The following is a 14,825-nucleotide window of genomic DNA, read 5'->3' as shown; positions in this document are numbered from 1 at the left end:
CGTGGCACCGATCCGGACGATCTGGACCGGCGGGCGCGAGCAGGCGCGCGCGCTGGCGCCGGGTGTCATGGCCTGCGCGGTGGTGGCGGCCGCGGCGGCTTTCCTGTCGGGCCACTACGGCGCGCCGGTGATGCTGTTTGCGCTGCTGCTGGGCCTGGCGATGAATTTTTTGGCTGGCGAGGGTCCTTGCGCGGCCGGCATCGGGTTCACCGCGCGCACGGTGCTGCGCCTGGGCATTGCGCTGCTGGGCCTGCGCATCACGGTCGCGCAGGTGCAGGCGCTGGGCTGGCAGCCGGTGGCGCTGGTGGTGGGGTCGATGGCGCTGACCATCGGCGTGTCGATGGTGGCGGCGCGGCGCATGGGCTTTCAGGCGATCTTCGGCCTGCTGACCGGGGGCGCCACCGCCATCTGCGGCGCCTCGGCCGCGCTGGCACTGTCCGCCGCGCTGCCCGCGCACCCGCTGAAGGAACGCGCCACGCTGTTCACCGTCATCGGTGTCAGCGCGCTGTCCACGCTGGCCATGGTGGTGTACCCGATGGTCGTGCGGGCGGCCGGGATGGACGCGGCGCAGGCCGGCATCTTTCTGGGCGCCACCATTCACGACGTGGCCCAGGTGGTGGGCGCGGGCTACAGCCTGTCGCGCGAAACCGGCGATGTGGCCACCGTGGTCAAGCTGCTGCGCGTGGCCCTGCTGCTGCCGGTGATCCTGCTGGCGGTGGCCATCACCCGCGCCCGCAGCGGCGGCGAGCCGGGGGCCGAACGCCCGCCGCTGCTGCCCGGCTTTGTCGTCGTCTTCGCGGCGCTGGTGGCGGTGAACAGCACCGGCTGGGTGCCGGCGCCGGTGCAGGCGCTGGGCGGCGAGGTCTCGCGCGGCTGCCTGGTGGCGGCCATGGCCGCCATCGGCATGAAGACCCGCCTGGCCGAGCTGGCCACGGTGGGCTGGCGCCCGGTGGCGCTGATGCTGGGCGAGACGCTGTTTCTGGGGGGGGTGGTGCTGGCGGGGCTGTTTGCCGGCGGGCGATGAGGCCGGTTCCCTCCGTGGCTGCCCTGAACCTGACGCCGGGGGAGCTGTGCGGTCGCAGGCCTGTGCCAACGGCTCCGGGCGTCCGGATGGGGCGAATTCAGTGCCTGCCGCCGGCGCCGGCCGGGGTTGCACCCCGAAGTGCCAGCACCGCACAGGTGGCGAAAAACAGTTCGGCACCCAGCACCCCGAGGTACAGCGGCACCGGCAGGCCGTCGGCCACCACGCTGACCAGCCGCCCCAGCGCAAAGCCGCCGAAGATGATCGCCACCGCGCTGAGCGCCGCGCGGGTGTCCACCACCCGGAAGGCTCCCGCCAGGAACAGCGCGGCAATGCCCAGGTAGGCCCCGCCGTAGGCCGCGCGGACCACGTGCAGGTGGTTCACGGTCTCCAGGGCGATGCCGGGTTCTTTCATCATCATCTGCGGGGCCAGCAGGTGCAGCGTGCCGACCACCAGCATCATCAGGCCGGCGCCGAACAGGGTGAAACGGGTCATGGTGTCTCCTCAGCGGCCCCACCGCGGGGCGTTGGGCTGATGGTAGGCGCGGCCGGCCGCCGCTTGAAGTAGCATCGATGGAAAACACCATTCCATTCATGAAAGAATCCTGGAGCATCCTGCCCGACATCGCGCTGTTCGTCGCGGTCGCCCGGGCCGGTCATTTCGGGCGGGCGGCCGAGCGGCTGGACATGCCGGCTTCCACGCTGTCGCGACGCATTGCCGCGATGGAAAAGCGCCTGGGCGTGACGCTTTTTCAGCGCACCACGCGCAGCCTGGCGCTCACGCCGCTGGCGCAGGCGTATCTGGCGCGCTGCGAAAAAGTGCTGGAGGCGGCCGAGCAGGCCCGGGACACACTCGACGCCGGCCGCGAGCAGCCCGCCCGCCTGCGCATCGCGATGCCGGTGGACCTGGGCGTGGAGGTGCTTGGCCCGCTGATTGCCGCGTACCTGGCGGACCGGCCGGCCTTGCGGGTGGAGTTCGCGCTCTCGTCCAGCGCCAGCGACCTGTTCCGCGACCCGGTGGACCTGGCGTTCCGCATCGGCCGGGCGCTGGACGACCGTGTGGTGGCGCGGCGTGTGGGCGTCATTGCCAGCGGGCTTTATGCCGCGCCGGCTTTTTTGCGCACCGTGGCGCCGCTGGAGCGCGCCAGTCAGCTGCCGGCCGTACCGTGCCTGGAGCTGCGCACCGCGCAGGGGGCAATGGCCTGGTCCGTCGGCGGCCACCGTTGGCCGCAGGCGCCCGGGCCCTGCGCGATGGCGGCCAACAGCGTCGGGCTGCTGCGGGTGCTGGCCGAACAGGGCCACGGCGTGGCCTTGCTGCCACGTCACCTGGCCGCACCGTCCCTGGCCAGTGGCCAGCTGGAGCCCGTGCTGCCCGGGGAAGCCACGCCCGCCTGGCCGCTCTACGCCGTGACCGCCTCGCGCATCGTGCCGCGTGCGGTGGCGCAGCTGGTGGCCCATGTCCGGCAGTCGCTGACGCGCCACCCTTTGTAGGCCGTGGCCGCAGCCCGGGGCGCCAGGGTGGTTGGCGAATGGTCAAAAACCATAGCAGAAAGCGACCTTTTTACGCTGGGTATGCCCAAAAAAGGTCTGAAAAATCTCAAAAAGGGGCGCTGCGCACCTGGGGATCGTCCGATGGCAGCGGACCAGGTCAGTCGGTGGCGCTCAGAGCTTGGGAATGCGGATGCGGCTGATCATCAGCGAGCCCGACAGCGCAAACAGCAGCACCAGCGGGTGCAGCGTGTAGCCGGCGATCTCGGTCGAGCCGGCCCACAGGTTGGCGCCTACGGCCCCCTGCGAGGCCGCGTAGGCCAGCAGGGCCACCAGAACGACCGAGGTCGGAATCGGCGTGCCCTCAAAGTACTTCACCTTGCCATCCTCATCGGCCATGGCCTCGGCGGTGACGTTGAAGCGCGCCAGCCGGGACACGCCGCAGGCGACAAAAAACACCAGCACGATGCGGTCGTACAGGCCCTGCATGCCACAGCCGTAGGCAATGACGGCGGGCGCCACACCGAACGAGATCACGTCGGCCAGCGAATCGAGCTCGCGGCCGAGTGGCGAACTCTTGTGCCGCCAGCGGGCGATGCGGCCGTCCAGAATGTCGAATATCAGCGCCGCCACCACCAGCGCCGCGGCAAAGTAGATATGCACCACGTCGCCGGTCTGCATGTAACTCATGGCGGCGAACAGCGCCCCGGTGCCGCAGACGGCGTTGCCCAGCGTGAACCAGTCCGCAAGATGGAACTCGCGGATCATCGCAAACGGCTTGGGTCGGTTGGGCCTGGTGGTCATGGGTAGGGATGGCGGGCGAATGTCACCCGGATGGTCGGGGGCCAAGTCTAAGGCAATTTTTGGGGTGTCCGGGCGGGCGGCTGCGGCCGGGGCGGGTGCAAGTGCGGCATTTCCTAGACGCCATACCCTACGCGGCCGGGGAAAAAGCCCCAACAATCCGCGCCGAAACTCCCCGACATCATGACCGACTCCTACCTTGATTTTGCCAATTCCCTTCTGGGCGCACGCCTGACGACGCTGCTCGGCCTGCCACAACCGGTTCCGCTGCCGCGCCACCAGGCTGGCCGCGCTGACATCGAAGGGCCGCTGCTGATCGGTGCCGGCCCCGGCGCCAGCGTGCTGCCGGCACTGGCTGCCTGCCTGGCCCCGCGCCGCGTCGCCACGCTGGCGCATGCCAGCGCCGCGCGCTGGATTCCGCTGGCCAACCAGGCCGCTTTGATGACCGGGCGCTGGAACACCGACGGCGACAAGGGCGTGAAGGTGCGCGCGCTGGTGTTTGACGCGACCGGCCTGGAGACCAGCGAGCAGTCCGACGCGCTGTACGCGTTCTTCCACGACACCGCCCGTTCGGTGCTGCCGGGCGGGCGGGTGCTGGTGATCGGCCGGTCGCCCGAGTCCTGCGCCGAACCCCGGCAGGCCACGGTTCAGCGCGCGCTCGAAGGCCTGGTGCGCTCGCTGGGCAAGGAACTCAAACGCGGCATCACTGCCAACCTGCTGTATCTGGCGCCGGACGCTGAAACGCAGATGGATTCCACCCTGGCTTTCCTGCTGTCACCGCGTTCGGCTTATGTGTCGGGCCAGGTGGTCCGCCTGGCGCCGGTGACCGGGGAAGCCGCGAACGCGGTCCTGGCCGACCCGGCGCGCCCGCTGGCAGGCCGGCGCATGCTGGTGACCGGTGCGTCACGCGGCATTGGCGAGGCGATTGCCGAGGTGCTGGCCCGCGACGGCGCCGATCTGGTGCTGCTGGACGTGCCGCAGGCCCAGGCCGGGCTGGAGGCTGTGGCGCAACGTCTGGGTGCCCGCGCGCTGGCGCTGGACATCGGCGCACCCGAGGCGCCGCAGGCGCTGGTGGATGCCGCGCTGGCCGACGGCGGCTGGGATGGGCTGGTGCACAACGCCGGCATCACCCGCGACAAAACGATTGCCAACATGAAACCCGCCTTCTGGGACGCGGTGGTGAACGTGAACCTGTCCACCCAGGAGCGCATCAACGCCGCCCTGGTCGACGCCGGCGCGCTGCGCGCCGGCGGGCGCATCGTGTGCGTGTCGTCCATCTCGGGTATTGCCGGCAACCTCGGGCAGACCAACTACGCGTTTTCCAAGGCCGGCGTGATCGGCATGGTGCAAAGCCACGCACCGCATCTGGCCGCGCGCGGCATCACCATCAACGCGGTGGCGCCCGGCTTCATCGAGACGCAGATGACAGCGGCCGTGCCGTTTGCCATCCGCGAGGCCGGGCGGCGCATGAACTCCATGGGCCAGGGCGGCCTGCCGGTCGATGTGGCCGAGACCATCGCCTGGATGGCAAGCCCCGCCTCGCAGGCCCTGACCGGCAATGTGGTGCGGGTCTGCGGCCAGAGCCTGCTGGGAGCCTGACATGGCCAGCCGCCTGCCCCAGGAAACTCCCGTGCGCAGTCCGGCCCTGCTGGCCGTGCGGGCGCTGGCCGCCAGCCGCAAGAAGCCCGGTTTTGTGCGCCGCCTGCCGAAACGGGGGCGTGCGCGCCACGGCGTGACCATCGAGCGCGACGCGGTGGCGCGCTACGCCGCGCTGTGTGGCTTTGCCGACCGCATGGGTGTGCCGCTGCTGTATCCCCAGCTGCTGAGCTTTGATCTGGCGATGGACTGGATCACCTCGGACGACTGTCCCTGGCCGGCCCTGGGCACGGTGCATCTGGCCAACCGGGTCGTGCAGCTCGCGCCGCTGGCGATCGGCGACCGGGTTGACGTGTTGCTTCAGCCCGGCGCGCTGTTCAGTCACGACAAAGGTCAGGCGCTGAATCTGGACCTGCGCATCGAGCGCGGCGGCCAGACGGTCTGGACCGCCACCCAGACCCTGTTGCGCATCGGCGCGCCCGCCACCGGCGAGGCCTGGCCCGGTGCCGTCGGCACGCTGCCCGGGTTGTCGCGCCAGGCCGAGCTGGATGCGCCGGCCGACACCGGCCGGCGTTATGCCGCCGTTTCGGGGGACTACAACCCCATTCATCTGAGCGCCTTGTCGGCCCGGTTGTTCGGCTTTCGCAGCGCCATTGCCCACGGCATGTGGACGCAGGCACGGGCGCTGTCCTTGTTGCTGCCGCCAGTCGGCGTCAACGCGGCCGAGGTGGCGGTGGATTTCAAGGCTCCGCTGCTGCTGCCCGGCCGCGCCAGCCTGTGGAGCCGCCGCAGCGCCGGCGGCGCCGATTTCGAGGTGCGCGACGCCCGCGGCGAAAAGCCCCATCTTCGCGGCCAGTGGCGCCTTCTCCCCTGACTTTGATCCACCCTTGCCTGTCCTACCGACCATGACCGAATCCTCCATCCGCCGCGTTGCCATCCTGGGCGGCAACCGCATTCCGTTTGCCCGCTCCAACACCGCCTATGCCAAGGCCAGCAACCAGCAGATGCTCACGGCCACGCTGCAAGGCCTGGTGGACCGCTTCGACCTGCACGGCCAGCGCCTGGGCGAAGTGGCCGCCGGCGCGGTGATGAAACATGCGCGCGACTTCAACCTGGTGCGCGAGAGTGTGCTGTCCACCACGCTGGCGCGCGAGACCCCGGCCTATGACCTGCAACAGGCCTGCGGCACCGGGCTGGAGGCCGCCATCCTGGTGGCGAACAAGATCGCGCTGGGCCAGATCGACGCGGGCATCGCCGGCGGGGTGGACACCACTTCCGACGCGCCCATCGGCGTCAGCGAAGGGCTGCGCGCCGTGCTGCTGGACCTGTCGCGTGCCAAAACCCCCGCGCAGCGTCTGGCGGTGCTGGCCCGACTGCGCCCGGGCATGCTGATGAGCCTGAACCTGCCGCGCAACGGCGAGCCGCGCACCGGCCTGTCCATGGGCGAACACGCCGAACAGATGGCGCAGCACTGGGGCATCAGCCGCGAGGCCCAGGACGAGCTGGCCCTGAAGAGCCACGCCAACCTGGCGCGCGCCTTCGACGAGGGCTTCTTCACCGACCTGATGACCCCGTTCCGGGGCCTGACCCGCGACAACAACTTGCGCCCGGGCCTGACGCTGGAGCAGCTGCAAAAGCTCAAACCCGTGTTCGACCGCAAGGTCGCTCCCGGCCAGGGCACGCTGACCGCCGGCAATTCCACCCCGCTGACCGACGGCGCCTCGGCCGTGCTGCTGGCCAGCGAACGCTGGGCCGCCGAGCGCAACCTGGCGCCGCTGGCCTACCTGACGCACAGCGAGGTGGCGGCGGTGGATTTTTTCGGCGAGAACAAGGAAGGCCTGCTGATGGCCCCGGCCTATGCCGTGCCGCGCATGCTGGCACGCGCGGGCCTCACGCTGCAGGACTTCGACTTCTACGAAATCCACGAAGCCTTCGCCGCCCAGGTGCTGTGCACGCTGCAGGCCTGGCAGGACAAGACCTTCTGCAAGGAGCGCCTGGGCCTGGCCCGGCCGCTGGGCAAGATCGACCCGAAAAAACTCAACGTCACCGGCAGCTCCCTGGCCGCCGGCCACCCCTTTGCCGCCACCGGCGGCCGCATCGTGGCGACGCTGGCGAAACTGCTGGCGCAAAAGGGTTCCGGCCGCGGCCTGATCTCCATCTGCGCCGCCGGTGGGCAGGGCGTGGTGGCGATTGTGGAGCGCTGAGCCGGCGGGAAGGCGATCCGGTCGGCGCCTTTTCTGTCAAAAAACAGAGCGAAAGATGACCTTTTTACGCTGGGTATCGCCCCTTTTTGATCGAAGCCAGGGGTGAAACCGGTTGGGGGACGGTCCGGCGGCGCGGCGTGCTGGCTCCGGCACGGATACAGTGGGGGTCCTGTTCACATTTCAACCGGAGCTGCTTATGTCATCGCGTCTGTTGCAAACCTCCTCTGCCCGTCCCGGGGCCTCTGTCACGGCAGGGATTCGCCTTGCCACGCTCGGCCTGGGCCTGACCCTGCTGGCGGGCACCGGCCACGCCCAGCCGAACAACCCCGACGGGGCCGCAGTGGTCCAATCCGGGTTCTCGCGCCTGGACAAGAACGGCGATGGGGCGGTCACCGCCGCCGAGGCGGCCGCCGAAAAGGAAATCGCCAAGCGGCTGAAGGCTTTTGACGCCAACAAGGACGGCAAGCTGCAGGAAGCCGAGTTTCAGAAGGCGGAACAGGACAACGCCAAGCGGGTGCTGAAGGATTCGGCGATCACGACCAAGATCAAGGGTGAGCTGCTGGTGGCCAAGGGAATTCCGTCGACCGCGATCTCGGTTGAAACCTACGAAGGCCGTGTCCAGTTGTCGGGTTTCGTCGACAACCCGGAACAGATCAAGGCCGCCGCAAAAATCGCTGCCGGGGTAGCGGACGTCAAAGGCGTCCAGAACAACCTCAAAGTCAAATGACGGCGGCCTCGTGCGGGGCGGTCGCTGACGCGCCGGTGCACCGGCCGCGCCGTGTCGAACAGGTCATCGCCGGTCAGCCCACGTCGGACGGGGCGGGCGTCAAACTCACGCGGGTACTGACCCAGAACCTGCAGCGGCGGCTGGATCCGTTTCTGATGCTCGATGCCTTTGGCAGCGACCGTGCCGGCGACTATATCGCCGGGTTTCCCGACCATCCGCACCGTGGCTTCGAAACCGTCACCTACATGATCGCCGGGCGCATGCGCCACCGCGACAGCGCCGGGCATGAAGGCTTGCTGGAAAACGGCGGCGTGCAATGGATGACCGCGGGGCGCGGCGTGATTCACTCCGAGATGCCCGAACAGGAAGCCGGGGTGATGGAGGGCTTCCAGCTGTGGCTGAACCTGCCCGGCCGCGACAAGATGCAGCCGCCGTGGTACCGCGACTTCCGCGCCGCCGATCTGCCACGCTACACCAGCGCGGCCGGTGTGGCGGTCACGGTGATTGCCGGCGCCAGTGGCGGCGTGACGGGCGCCGTCACGCGCCAGGCCGCGGCGCCGCTCTACCTCGACCTGCATTTCCCCGACGGCGGCGCGCGGTTTGTGCAGCCGCTGCCGGCCGATCACAACGCCTTTGTCTATGTCTACCGGGGCACCGCGGAGGTGGGGGGGCAGCCGGTACCGGTGCAGCGCATGGCGATTCTGGCCAACGAGCCGCAGGCGGATGGTGTGGTGGTGGAAACCACCGGCCCCGCCCGGGCCTTGCTCATCGCTGGCCGTCCGCTGGGCGAGCCGATTGCGCAGTACGGCCCGTTTGTGATGAACACCGCCGCCGAAATTCACCAGGCCGTGCAGGACTTCCACGTCGGGCGTCTGGGGCGCTGACCGATCACCGCCCCCGCATCTCGGTCGGGGTTTCCAGCCGTCGGGCCAGCAGGGTCAGGACGCCGGTAAGCACCAGATAGACCAGCGAAATCGCCAGATAGGGCTCCCAGTAGCGGGAATACGCGCCCGCCACCGTTCGCGCCGCCATGGCCAGTTCGGCCAGGCCGATGGCCGACACCAGCGAAGAGTCCTTGAGCAAGGTGATTGCTTCGTTGACCAGCGGTGGCACCATGCGCCGCAGTGCCTGGGGCAGGATAATCAGCCGCATCGCCTGGCGGTCGTCCATGCCCAGACTCTGCGCAGCCTGCAGCTGGCCACGCGCGATCGACTGGATGCCCGCGCGCACGATCTCGCTGATGTAGGCGGCCGCGTTGAGTGTGAGCGCCACAACCCCGGAGACAAACGCGCCATGGTTCTGGCGCAACTCGCGTGCGGCCTCGCCGCTGATCAGCAGCCCGTCGCTGGGGTGGATCAGCAGCGGCATGAAGGCAAAGTGCACCAGCAGAATCTGCACGAACAGCGGCGTGCCGCGAAAAAAGCCCACATAGGCCAGGCACAGCCAGCGCAATGGCTGGCGCCAGCCGGCCTGGCGCCGGGCGGTGACCAGGCCAATCGCCAGCCCCGCAACCAGTCCCAGCGCCAGCGCGATCGTCGTCAGCTGGACGGTCATCCAGGCGCCGGTGAAAAAAAGCGAGGCGTAGGGCGCCAGTATTTCCCAGCGAAGATCCATGGGGAATCAAGTCCTGAAGGGGCCGAAAAAGCAACAGGGCGCATCAACCGCAGTCGATGCGCCCTGGCGCGGAGATGTCGCAGTTTACTTGGCGGCGCCCGAAGCCGGTGGGGCGGCGGGTGTGGCCGACGCCGCTGGTGCAGCCGAGGCGGCTGCCGGTCTGGCGCCGAAATACTTCGCCATCAGGGCGTCATAGCTGCCGTCGGCCTTGATGGCGTCCAGGCCTTTGTTGATTTTTTCCAGCAGTTCGGCATTGCCTTTTTTCACCGCGAAGCCGTATTGCTCCGGCACAAACGAGGCGTCGCTGACCGACTTGAACTTTGCGGCCGGGTTGTTGGCAATGTAGTGCTGTACGACACCGTTGTCCGCGACCACCGCGCTCACGCCGCCGGCCGACAACTCCTGCAGGGCCAAGGGCGTTGATTCAAAGCGTTTGATGTTGGGGTTGGTCTTGCCCAGGAGCTTTTGCACCACTTCGTCGCCGGTGGTCCCGGTCTGCACACCGACCTTGAGCTTCTTGAGATCTGCGAATTGGGTGACCTTGGAATCCTCTTTGACCGCAATCAGTTGGACGGCGTCAAAGTAGGGTTTGGAGAAATCCATGGTCTGTTTGCGCTCGTCGGTGATGGTCACGCTGGAGGCCACGATGTCGCGCTCGCCCGACTCCAGCGTCTTGAAGATGCCTTCCCACGGGGTGTTGACGAACTTGACTTCAAAGCCCCCCTTGGCGGCAACGGCCTTGAGCAGATCCGCCGTCAGCCCCTCCACCTCATTGCTGGCCGAGAGCTTCTCGAAAGGCGCGTAGGCCGCGTCGGTGCCGACGGTATAGGTTTTCACCACCGGCGCCGGTGGCGCGGCTGGCGCCGCAGCGGGCGCCGGAGCCGGCTCTTTCTTGCCGCAGGCCGCCAGGGCGATGACGGAAAAAGTGGCCGCGAGCAGGGCGCGGCGTCGAGCAGCGGAGGTCAGGGGCATGGTGGTCTGGTCATCGGGTTGTGAAGTGCGCCAGTGTACGGTTCAGCGGTTTTTGCCTGCCGACCGGCGGGAGATTTTCGGCACTTCGGCGACGGTGGTGGTCGTCAGGGGTGGCGCGGCGGCCGTCACCGGCAGCCGCACCTCGGCCTTGATCTCCTTGAGCACGATGCTGGAGCGCACGCGCGTCACACCGGGCAGCTTGAACAGCGTGCCGTGCAGGAACCGGTCGTACTCGGCAATGCCGGGCACCATCACCGTCAGGATGTAGTCCGAACCGCCGGTGGTGGACAGGCAGCGCACGATGGCGGGCTCGGCGGCGACGGCGCGCTCGAAGCCCTGCACCAGCTCTTCGTTGTGCTGTGTCAGGTTCACCTCCACCACCACCAGCAGGTCCAGCCCCACACGGCGGCGGTCCACCAGCGCGGTGTAGCCACGGATCACGCCGGCGTCTTCCATCGCCTTGATGCGCTTCCAGCAGGGGGTGGCCGACAGGCCCACCGCGTCGGCGATCTGCTGCACGGTCTGGCGCGCGTCGCGCTGCAGCTCCTGCAGGATGTGCAGGCTCCAGCGGTCGAGATGGATTTCCTCGTTCATGGCGATTTTCAGGAATGGATCGGTCTGTATTGTGCCGTTTGCAAGAAAGAGAAGGAAAAATCTCTCGGAAAATGCGAACACACTGGCGGCATGACACTGCCCGAATCCACCCTCACCGACGTGCTCACCCCCCGACCGGGCGAACCCGACCTGGCTGCGGCCGCACCGCTGGACCTGCTGCGCCCCGACTACCGCCTGGACGATGCCCTGTGGGCCGACGCCGGCACGGTGTTCCTCACCGGCACGCAGGCGCTGGTGCGGCTGCTGCGCATGCAGCGGGCGCGCGACGCCGCCGCCGGGCTCGACACCCGCGGTTTTGTCAGCGGCTACCGCGGTTCGCCGCTGGGCGCGCTGGACCAGGCGCTGTGGGAGGCCGGCGAGCGGCTCACGCAGGCCGGTGTGCGTTTTGTGCCGGCCGTCAACGAAGAGCTGGGCGCCACCCAGGTGCTGGGCACGCAGCGGGTGGAGTCCGATCCTGAGCGCACCTGCGACGGCGTGTTCGCGCTGTGGTACGGCAAAGGCCCCGGCGTGGACCGCGCCGGCGACGCGCTCAAGCACGGCAATGCCTACGGCAGCTCGCCGCACGGCGGGGTGCTGGTGGTGGCGGGAGACGATCACGGCTGTGTGTCCTCGTCCATGCCGCACCAGAGCGATGGCCTGTTCCAGGCCTTTCACATGCCGGTGCTGCAGCCCGACAGCGTGGCCGAGCTGCTGGAGTTCGGCCTGTGGGGCTGGGCGCTGTCGCGCTACAGCGGCAACTGGGTGGCGCTGGCGGCGCTGTCGGAAGTGGTCGAATCGGCCGCCACCGTGGACCTGGACACACTCGCCGCCCGTGTGGCCGCCTGGCAGGGGGCCGACGCGGTGCGCGCGGCCACCGGCCACCAGCCGCCCGCCGACGGGCTGCATTACCGCTGGCCGGATCTGCCGTCGCTGGCCATCGAGGAGCGGGTGCACGCCAAGCTGGCGGCGGTGGCGGCGTTTGCGCGCGTCAACCCGATCGACCGCGAGGTGATCGTGTCGCCGCAGGCCACGGTGGGCATCGTCACCTGCGGCAAGGCGCACCGCGACCTGCTGGAGGTGCTGCGCCGGCTGGCCATCAGCCCCGAGATGCTGGCCGCGGCCGGCGTGCGCCTGTACAAAGTGGGTCTGGCCTGGCCGGTGGAGCCCACGCGGCTGCGCGCCTTTGCGCAGGGGCTGCGCGAAATCCTGGTGATCGAAGAAAAAGCCCCGGTGGTCGAAACCCAGCTGCGCGACCTGCTGTACGACGCGCCGGCGGGTGCCCGCCCGGCCGTGCTGGGCAAACGCGGGGCGGACGGCGCGCCGCTGATTTCTGCGCTGGGCGAGCTGCGGCCCTCGCGGCTGATCGAGACCGTGGCGGCCTGGCTGGTGCGGCATTTCCCGCACCACTTTGCCGACCGGCTGCCGCGGGTGCGCGACTTCACCGCGCCGCCGGTGCTCTCCAACGCGGCCGACGCGGTGCGGCGCCTGCCGTATTTCTGCGCCGGCTGCCCGCACAACACCTCGACCCGGGTGCCGGAAGGCTCGACGGCGCGCGCCGGCATCGGCTGCCACTTCATGGCCAACTGGATGGACCGCGACACCGCCGGCCTGATCCAGATGGGCGGCGAGGGCGTGGACTGGGTGTCGCACGCGCTGTTCACCCGCGTGCCGCATGTGTTCCAGAACCTGGGCGACGGCACCTACTACCACTCGGGTTACCTGGCCATCCGCCAGGCGGTGGCCACCGGCGCCAGCATCACCTACAAGATCCTCTACAACGACGCCGTGGCCATGACGGGCGGCCAGCCGGTGGACGGGGTCACGAGCGTGGACGCCATTGCCCGCCAGGTGGACAGCGAAGGCGTGAAGCAGGTGGTGGTGGTCTCGGACGACATCACCCGCTACGACGGCCAGCGCAGCCGCTTCCCGGCCACCACCACCTTCCACGACCGCGCGGAACTCGACGCGGTGCAGCGCCGGCTGCGCGAAGTGCCGGGCGTGACGGTGCTGATCTACGAACAGACCTGCGCCGCCGAAAAGCGCCGACGCCGCAAAAAAGGCCAGCTGGCCGAGCCCGAGGCGCGGGTGTTCATCCACGAAGCGGTCTGCGAAGGCTGCGGCGACTGCACCGTGCAGAGCAACTGTGTGGCGGTGCTGCCGCACGACCGCGCACCGTCGGCGAGCCTGTTCGGCCGCAAGCGCCGCATCGACCAGACCGCCTGCAACAAGGACACCACCTGCGAGCAGGGTTTCTGCCCCAGCTTCGTGCGGGTGACGGGCGCGCGGCTGCGCCGCCACGCGGGGGTGCTGGCGGGGACCGGCCGCGCGGACTTCGAACGCCGCGTCGCTGCGCTGCCGCTGCCGCCGGTGCCGGACGGCGCGGCGCCCTGGGATCTGCTGGTCACCGGCGTGGGCGGGACGGGCGTGGTGACGGTGGGCGCCGTGGTGGCGATGGCCGCGCACCTGCAGGGGCACAGCGCCAGCGTGCTCGATTTCATGGGGTTTGCGCAAAAAGGCGGGGCGGTGCTGAGTTTTGTGCGCCTGGCCGCGCGGCCCGAGCTGCTGAACCCGGTGCGCATCGACACCCAGCAGGCCGACGCGCTGCTGGCCTGCGACGCGGTGGTCGGCGCCTCGCCCGAGGCGCTGCAGGCGGTGCGCCACGGCCGCACGCGGGTGCTGGTGAACACCCACGAAACGCCGGTGGCCGGCGCGCTGCGCGACCCCGACGCGCAGCTGCAGACCCCGCTGCTGCTGGCCAAGCTGGCGCACGCGGCCGGTGACACGCAGCTGGAAACCTTTGACGCGCAGGCGCTGGCCCAGTCTTTTCTGGGCGACACCGTCGCGGCCAACATCCTGGCGCTGGGCTATGCCTGGCAGCGCGGCTTGGTGCCGGTGGCGCTGCCGGCGCTGCAGCGTGCCATCGAACTCAACGGCGTGGCGGTGGCGGCCAACCAGCTGGCGTTTTCGCTCGGGCGGCTGGCGGCGGGTGATCCGGCCGCCCTGGCCGCGCTGCGCGACGCCCCCGCGCCGGCGGCCGAGCCCGATGACGAGCCGCTCGACGCCTTCCTGAGCCGCGCCGGGGAGCACCTGCGCGCCTGGCAGGACGCGGACTGGGCCGAACGCTACCGCCGCCGGGTGCAGGCGGTGGCCGCGCGGGAACAGGCCGTGGGCGGCGACGGGCGCTTCACCGCCACCGTGGCGCGCAGCCTGCTGCGGCTGATGAGCCCCAAGGACGAATACGAGGTGGCGCGCCTGATCACCAACGGCAGCCTGCAGCGGGCGCTGGAGGCGCAGTTCGAAGGTGATCTGCGGCTGGAATTTGCCTTCGCGCCGGCCTTCCTGTCCCGGGCGAAAAACGGCCAGCGGCCCGCCAAACGCCGCTTCGGTCCCTGGGTGCTGCCGCTGCTGCGCCTGCTGGCCCGTGGCCGGGCGCTGCGCGGGGGCTGGGCCGATCCGCTGCGTTTCGGCGCCGAGGCCCGGCTGTCGCGCGCGTTGCTGGCGGCCTACGAGGCCCGGCTGGACGACCTGCTGGGTGCGCTGGATGCCGACCGCCTGCCGCTGGCGACGCAGATCGCGGCGCTGCCGCAGTCGGTGCGCGGCTACGGCCCCGTCAAGGAGGCGGCCGCCGCCCGCATGCACACGCGCGAAGTCGAGCTGCTGCACCGCTGGGACCCTAACCGGTTCCCGGCCCCGCCTCGCGCGGCCCAGGCCGGCCAGTTTCGCGGCATTGCGGTCACGGCCGTGCGGTGAGGGCGGTTTTCAGGCGAACAATCGGTATCAAAACAGGAGCTGAAAACGACCATTTGAC

General features: G+C 69.6%; 13 protein-coding genes. 8 read left to right on the top strand and 5 right to left on the bottom strand.

The annotated features are described in order from the left end of the window. Nucleotide 1 precedes the first annotated feature (1 nt). Nucleotides 2–1,024: a YeiH family protein gene (locus AC2EBU_RS05815; RefSeq protein ID WP_484609415.1), complete on the top strand. Its 1,023-nt coding sequence runs from the start codon at nucleotides 2–4 to the stop codon at nucleotides 1,022–1,024. Between the two features lie 97 nt (nucleotides 1,025–1,121). Here AC2EBU_RS05815 and AC2EBU_RS05810 read toward each other — a convergent pair whose 3' ends face one another. After that, complete coding sequence (locus tag AC2EBU_RS05810; protein WP_484609414.1) at nucleotides 1,122–1,517, bottom strand: DUF4345 domain-containing protein; 396 nt, start codon at nucleotides 1,515–1,517, stop codon at nucleotides 1,122–1,124. Nucleotides 1,518–1,615: 98 nt separating this feature from the next. Between AC2EBU_RS05810 and AC2EBU_RS05805 the strand changes: the two genes are divergently transcribed. Beyond that, nucleotides 1,616–2,512, top strand: a complete 897-nt coding sequence (locus AC2EBU_RS05805; RefSeq protein WP_484609413.1) for a LysR family transcriptional regulator — start codon at nucleotides 1,616–1,618, stop codon at nucleotides 2,510–2,512. 171 nt (nucleotides 2,513–2,683) lie between these two features. On the opposite strand, the gene pssA is transcribed toward AC2EBU_RS05805, so the two are convergent. After that, nucleotides 2,684–3,313: a CDP-diacylglycerol--serine O-phosphatidyltransferase gene (pssA, locus tag AC2EBU_RS05800; protein WP_484609412.1), complete on the bottom strand. Its 630-nt coding sequence runs from the start codon at nucleotides 3,311–3,313 to the stop codon at nucleotides 2,684–2,686. Between the two features lie 180 nt (nucleotides 3,314–3,493). Here pssA and AC2EBU_RS05795 point away from each other — a divergent pair, with 180 nt between their 5' ends. The 5 genes from AC2EBU_RS05795 to AC2EBU_RS05775 all read left to right on the top strand — a co-directional run bounded on the left by AC2EBU_RS05795 (nucleotide 3,494) and on the right by AC2EBU_RS05775 (nucleotide 8,721). Next, nucleotides 3,494–4,909, top strand: coding sequence for a 3-oxoacyl-ACP reductase (locus AC2EBU_RS05795; RefSeq protein WP_484609411.1), 1,416 nt, complete (start codon nucleotides 3,494–3,496; stop codon nucleotides 4,907–4,909). A gap of 1 nt (nucleotide 4,910) precedes the next feature. Beyond that, nucleotides 4,911–5,780 (top strand): MaoC family dehydratase, encoded by an 870-nt coding sequence (locus AC2EBU_RS05790; RefSeq protein ID WP_484609410.1) that lies wholly within the window; start codon nucleotides 4,911–4,913, stop codon nucleotides 5,778–5,780. A gap of 31 nt (nucleotides 5,781–5,811) precedes the next feature. Continuing rightward, the gene (locus AC2EBU_RS05785) at nucleotides 5,812–7,110 is read left to right on the top strand and encodes an acetyl-CoA C-acetyltransferase (protein WP_484609409.1); all 1,299 of its coding nucleotides are present in this window, start codon (nucleotides 5,812–5,814) and stop codon (nucleotides 7,108–7,110) included. A 196-nt stretch (nucleotides 7,111–7,306) separates the two neighbouring features. Continuing rightward, a complete protein-coding gene (locus AC2EBU_RS05780) occupies nucleotides 7,307–7,837 on the top strand; it encodes a BON domain-containing protein (protein ID WP_484609408.1) in 531 nt (176 codons plus the stop codon). After that, a complete protein-coding gene (locus tag AC2EBU_RS05775) occupies nucleotides 7,834–8,721 on the top strand; it encodes a pirin family protein (protein WP_484609407.1) in 888 nt (295 codons plus the stop codon). The genes AC2EBU_RS05780 and AC2EBU_RS05775 overlap by 4 nt, the downstream gene beginning before the upstream one ends. A 4-nt stretch (nucleotides 8,722–8,725) precedes the next feature. Here the strand turns inward: AC2EBU_RS05775 and AC2EBU_RS05770 are convergent, their stop codons facing one another. The 3 genes from AC2EBU_RS05770 to AC2EBU_RS05760 form a co-directional block, all read right to left on the bottom strand. Continuing rightward, a complete protein-coding gene (locus AC2EBU_RS05770) occupies nucleotides 8,726–9,451 on the bottom strand; it encodes an amino acid ABC transporter permease (protein WP_484609406.1) in 726 nt (241 codons plus the stop codon). Nucleotides 9,452–9,535: 84 nt separating this feature from the next. Further along, nucleotides 9,536–10,423 (bottom strand): basic amino acid ABC transporter substrate-binding protein, encoded by an 888-nt coding sequence (locus AC2EBU_RS05765; RefSeq protein WP_484609405.1) that lies wholly within the window; start codon nucleotides 10,421–10,423, stop codon nucleotides 9,536–9,538. A 42-nt stretch (nucleotides 10,424–10,465) separates the two neighbouring features. After that, nucleotides 10,466–11,017 carry an Lrp/AsnC family transcriptional regulator gene (locus AC2EBU_RS05760; protein WP_484609404.1) on the bottom strand — a complete coding sequence of 184 codons (552 nt, stop codon included), beginning with the start codon at nucleotides 11,015–11,017 and terminating at the stop codon, nucleotides 10,466–10,468. Between the two features lie 90 nt (nucleotides 11,018–11,107). Between AC2EBU_RS05760 and AC2EBU_RS05755 the strand changes: the two genes are divergently transcribed. After that, on the top strand, nucleotides 11,108–14,767 hold the full coding sequence (locus AC2EBU_RS05755; RefSeq protein ID WP_484609403.1) for an indolepyruvate ferredoxin oxidoreductase family protein: 3,660 nt from the start codon (nucleotides 11,108–11,110) through the stop codon (nucleotides 14,765–14,767). The last annotated feature ends 58 nt before the right edge of the window (nucleotides 14,768–14,825 follow it).

This window comes from Curvibacter sp. T50 (assembly GCF_057219955.1).
Note: the sequence above shows the minus strand (reverse complement) of the source record. Positions and strands in the feature narration are given on the sequence as shown.

What these genes read in the sequence shown, in the direction of transcription:
- AC2EBU_RS05805 (WP_484609413.1), top strand. Translation starts at nt 1,616, where the DNA reads ATGAAAGAATCCTGGAGCATCCTGCCCGACATCGCGCTGTTCGTCGCG.
- AC2EBU_RS05765 (WP_484609405.1), bottom strand. Translation starts at nt 10,423, where the DNA reads ATGCCCCTGACCTCCGCTGCTCGACGCCGCGCCCTGCTCGCGGCCACT.
- pssA (WP_484609412.1), bottom strand. Translation starts at nt 3,313, where the DNA reads ATGACCACCAGGCCCAACCGACCCAAGCCGTTTGCGATGATCCGCGAG.
- AC2EBU_RS05775 (WP_484609407.1), top strand. Translation starts at nt 7,834, where the DNA reads ATGACGGCGGCCTCGTGCGGGGCGGTCGCTGACGCGCCGGTGCACCGG.
- AC2EBU_RS05795 (WP_484609411.1), top strand. Translation starts at nt 3,494, where the DNA reads ATGACCGACTCCTACCTTGATTTTGCCAATTCCCTTCTGGGCGCACGC.
- AC2EBU_RS05770 (WP_484609406.1), bottom strand. Translation starts at nt 9,451, where the DNA reads ATGGATCTTCGCTGGGAAATACTGGCGCCCTACGCCTCGCTTTTTTTC.
- AC2EBU_RS05785 (WP_484609409.1), top strand. Translation starts at nt 5,812, where the DNA reads ATGACCGAATCCTCCATCCGCCGCGTTGCCATCCTGGGCGGCAACCGC.
- AC2EBU_RS05755 (WP_484609403.1), top strand. Translation starts at nt 11,108, where the DNA reads ATGACACTGCCCGAATCCACCCTCACCGACGTGCTCACCCCCCGACCG.
- AC2EBU_RS05760 (WP_484609404.1), bottom strand. Translation starts at nt 11,017, where the DNA reads ATGAACGAGGAAATCCATCTCGACCGCTGGAGCCTGCACATCCTGCAG.
- AC2EBU_RS05780 (WP_484609408.1), top strand. Translation starts at nt 7,307, where the DNA reads ATGTCATCGCGTCTGTTGCAAACCTCCTCTGCCCGTCCCGGGGCCTCT.
- AC2EBU_RS05790 (WP_484609410.1), top strand. Translation starts at nt 4,911, where the DNA reads ATGGCCAGCCGCCTGCCCCAGGAAACTCCCGTGCGCAGTCCGGCCCTG.
- AC2EBU_RS05810 (WP_484609414.1), bottom strand. Translation starts at nt 1,517, where the DNA reads ATGACCCGTTTCACCCTGTTCGGCGCCGGCCTGATGATGCTGGTGGTC.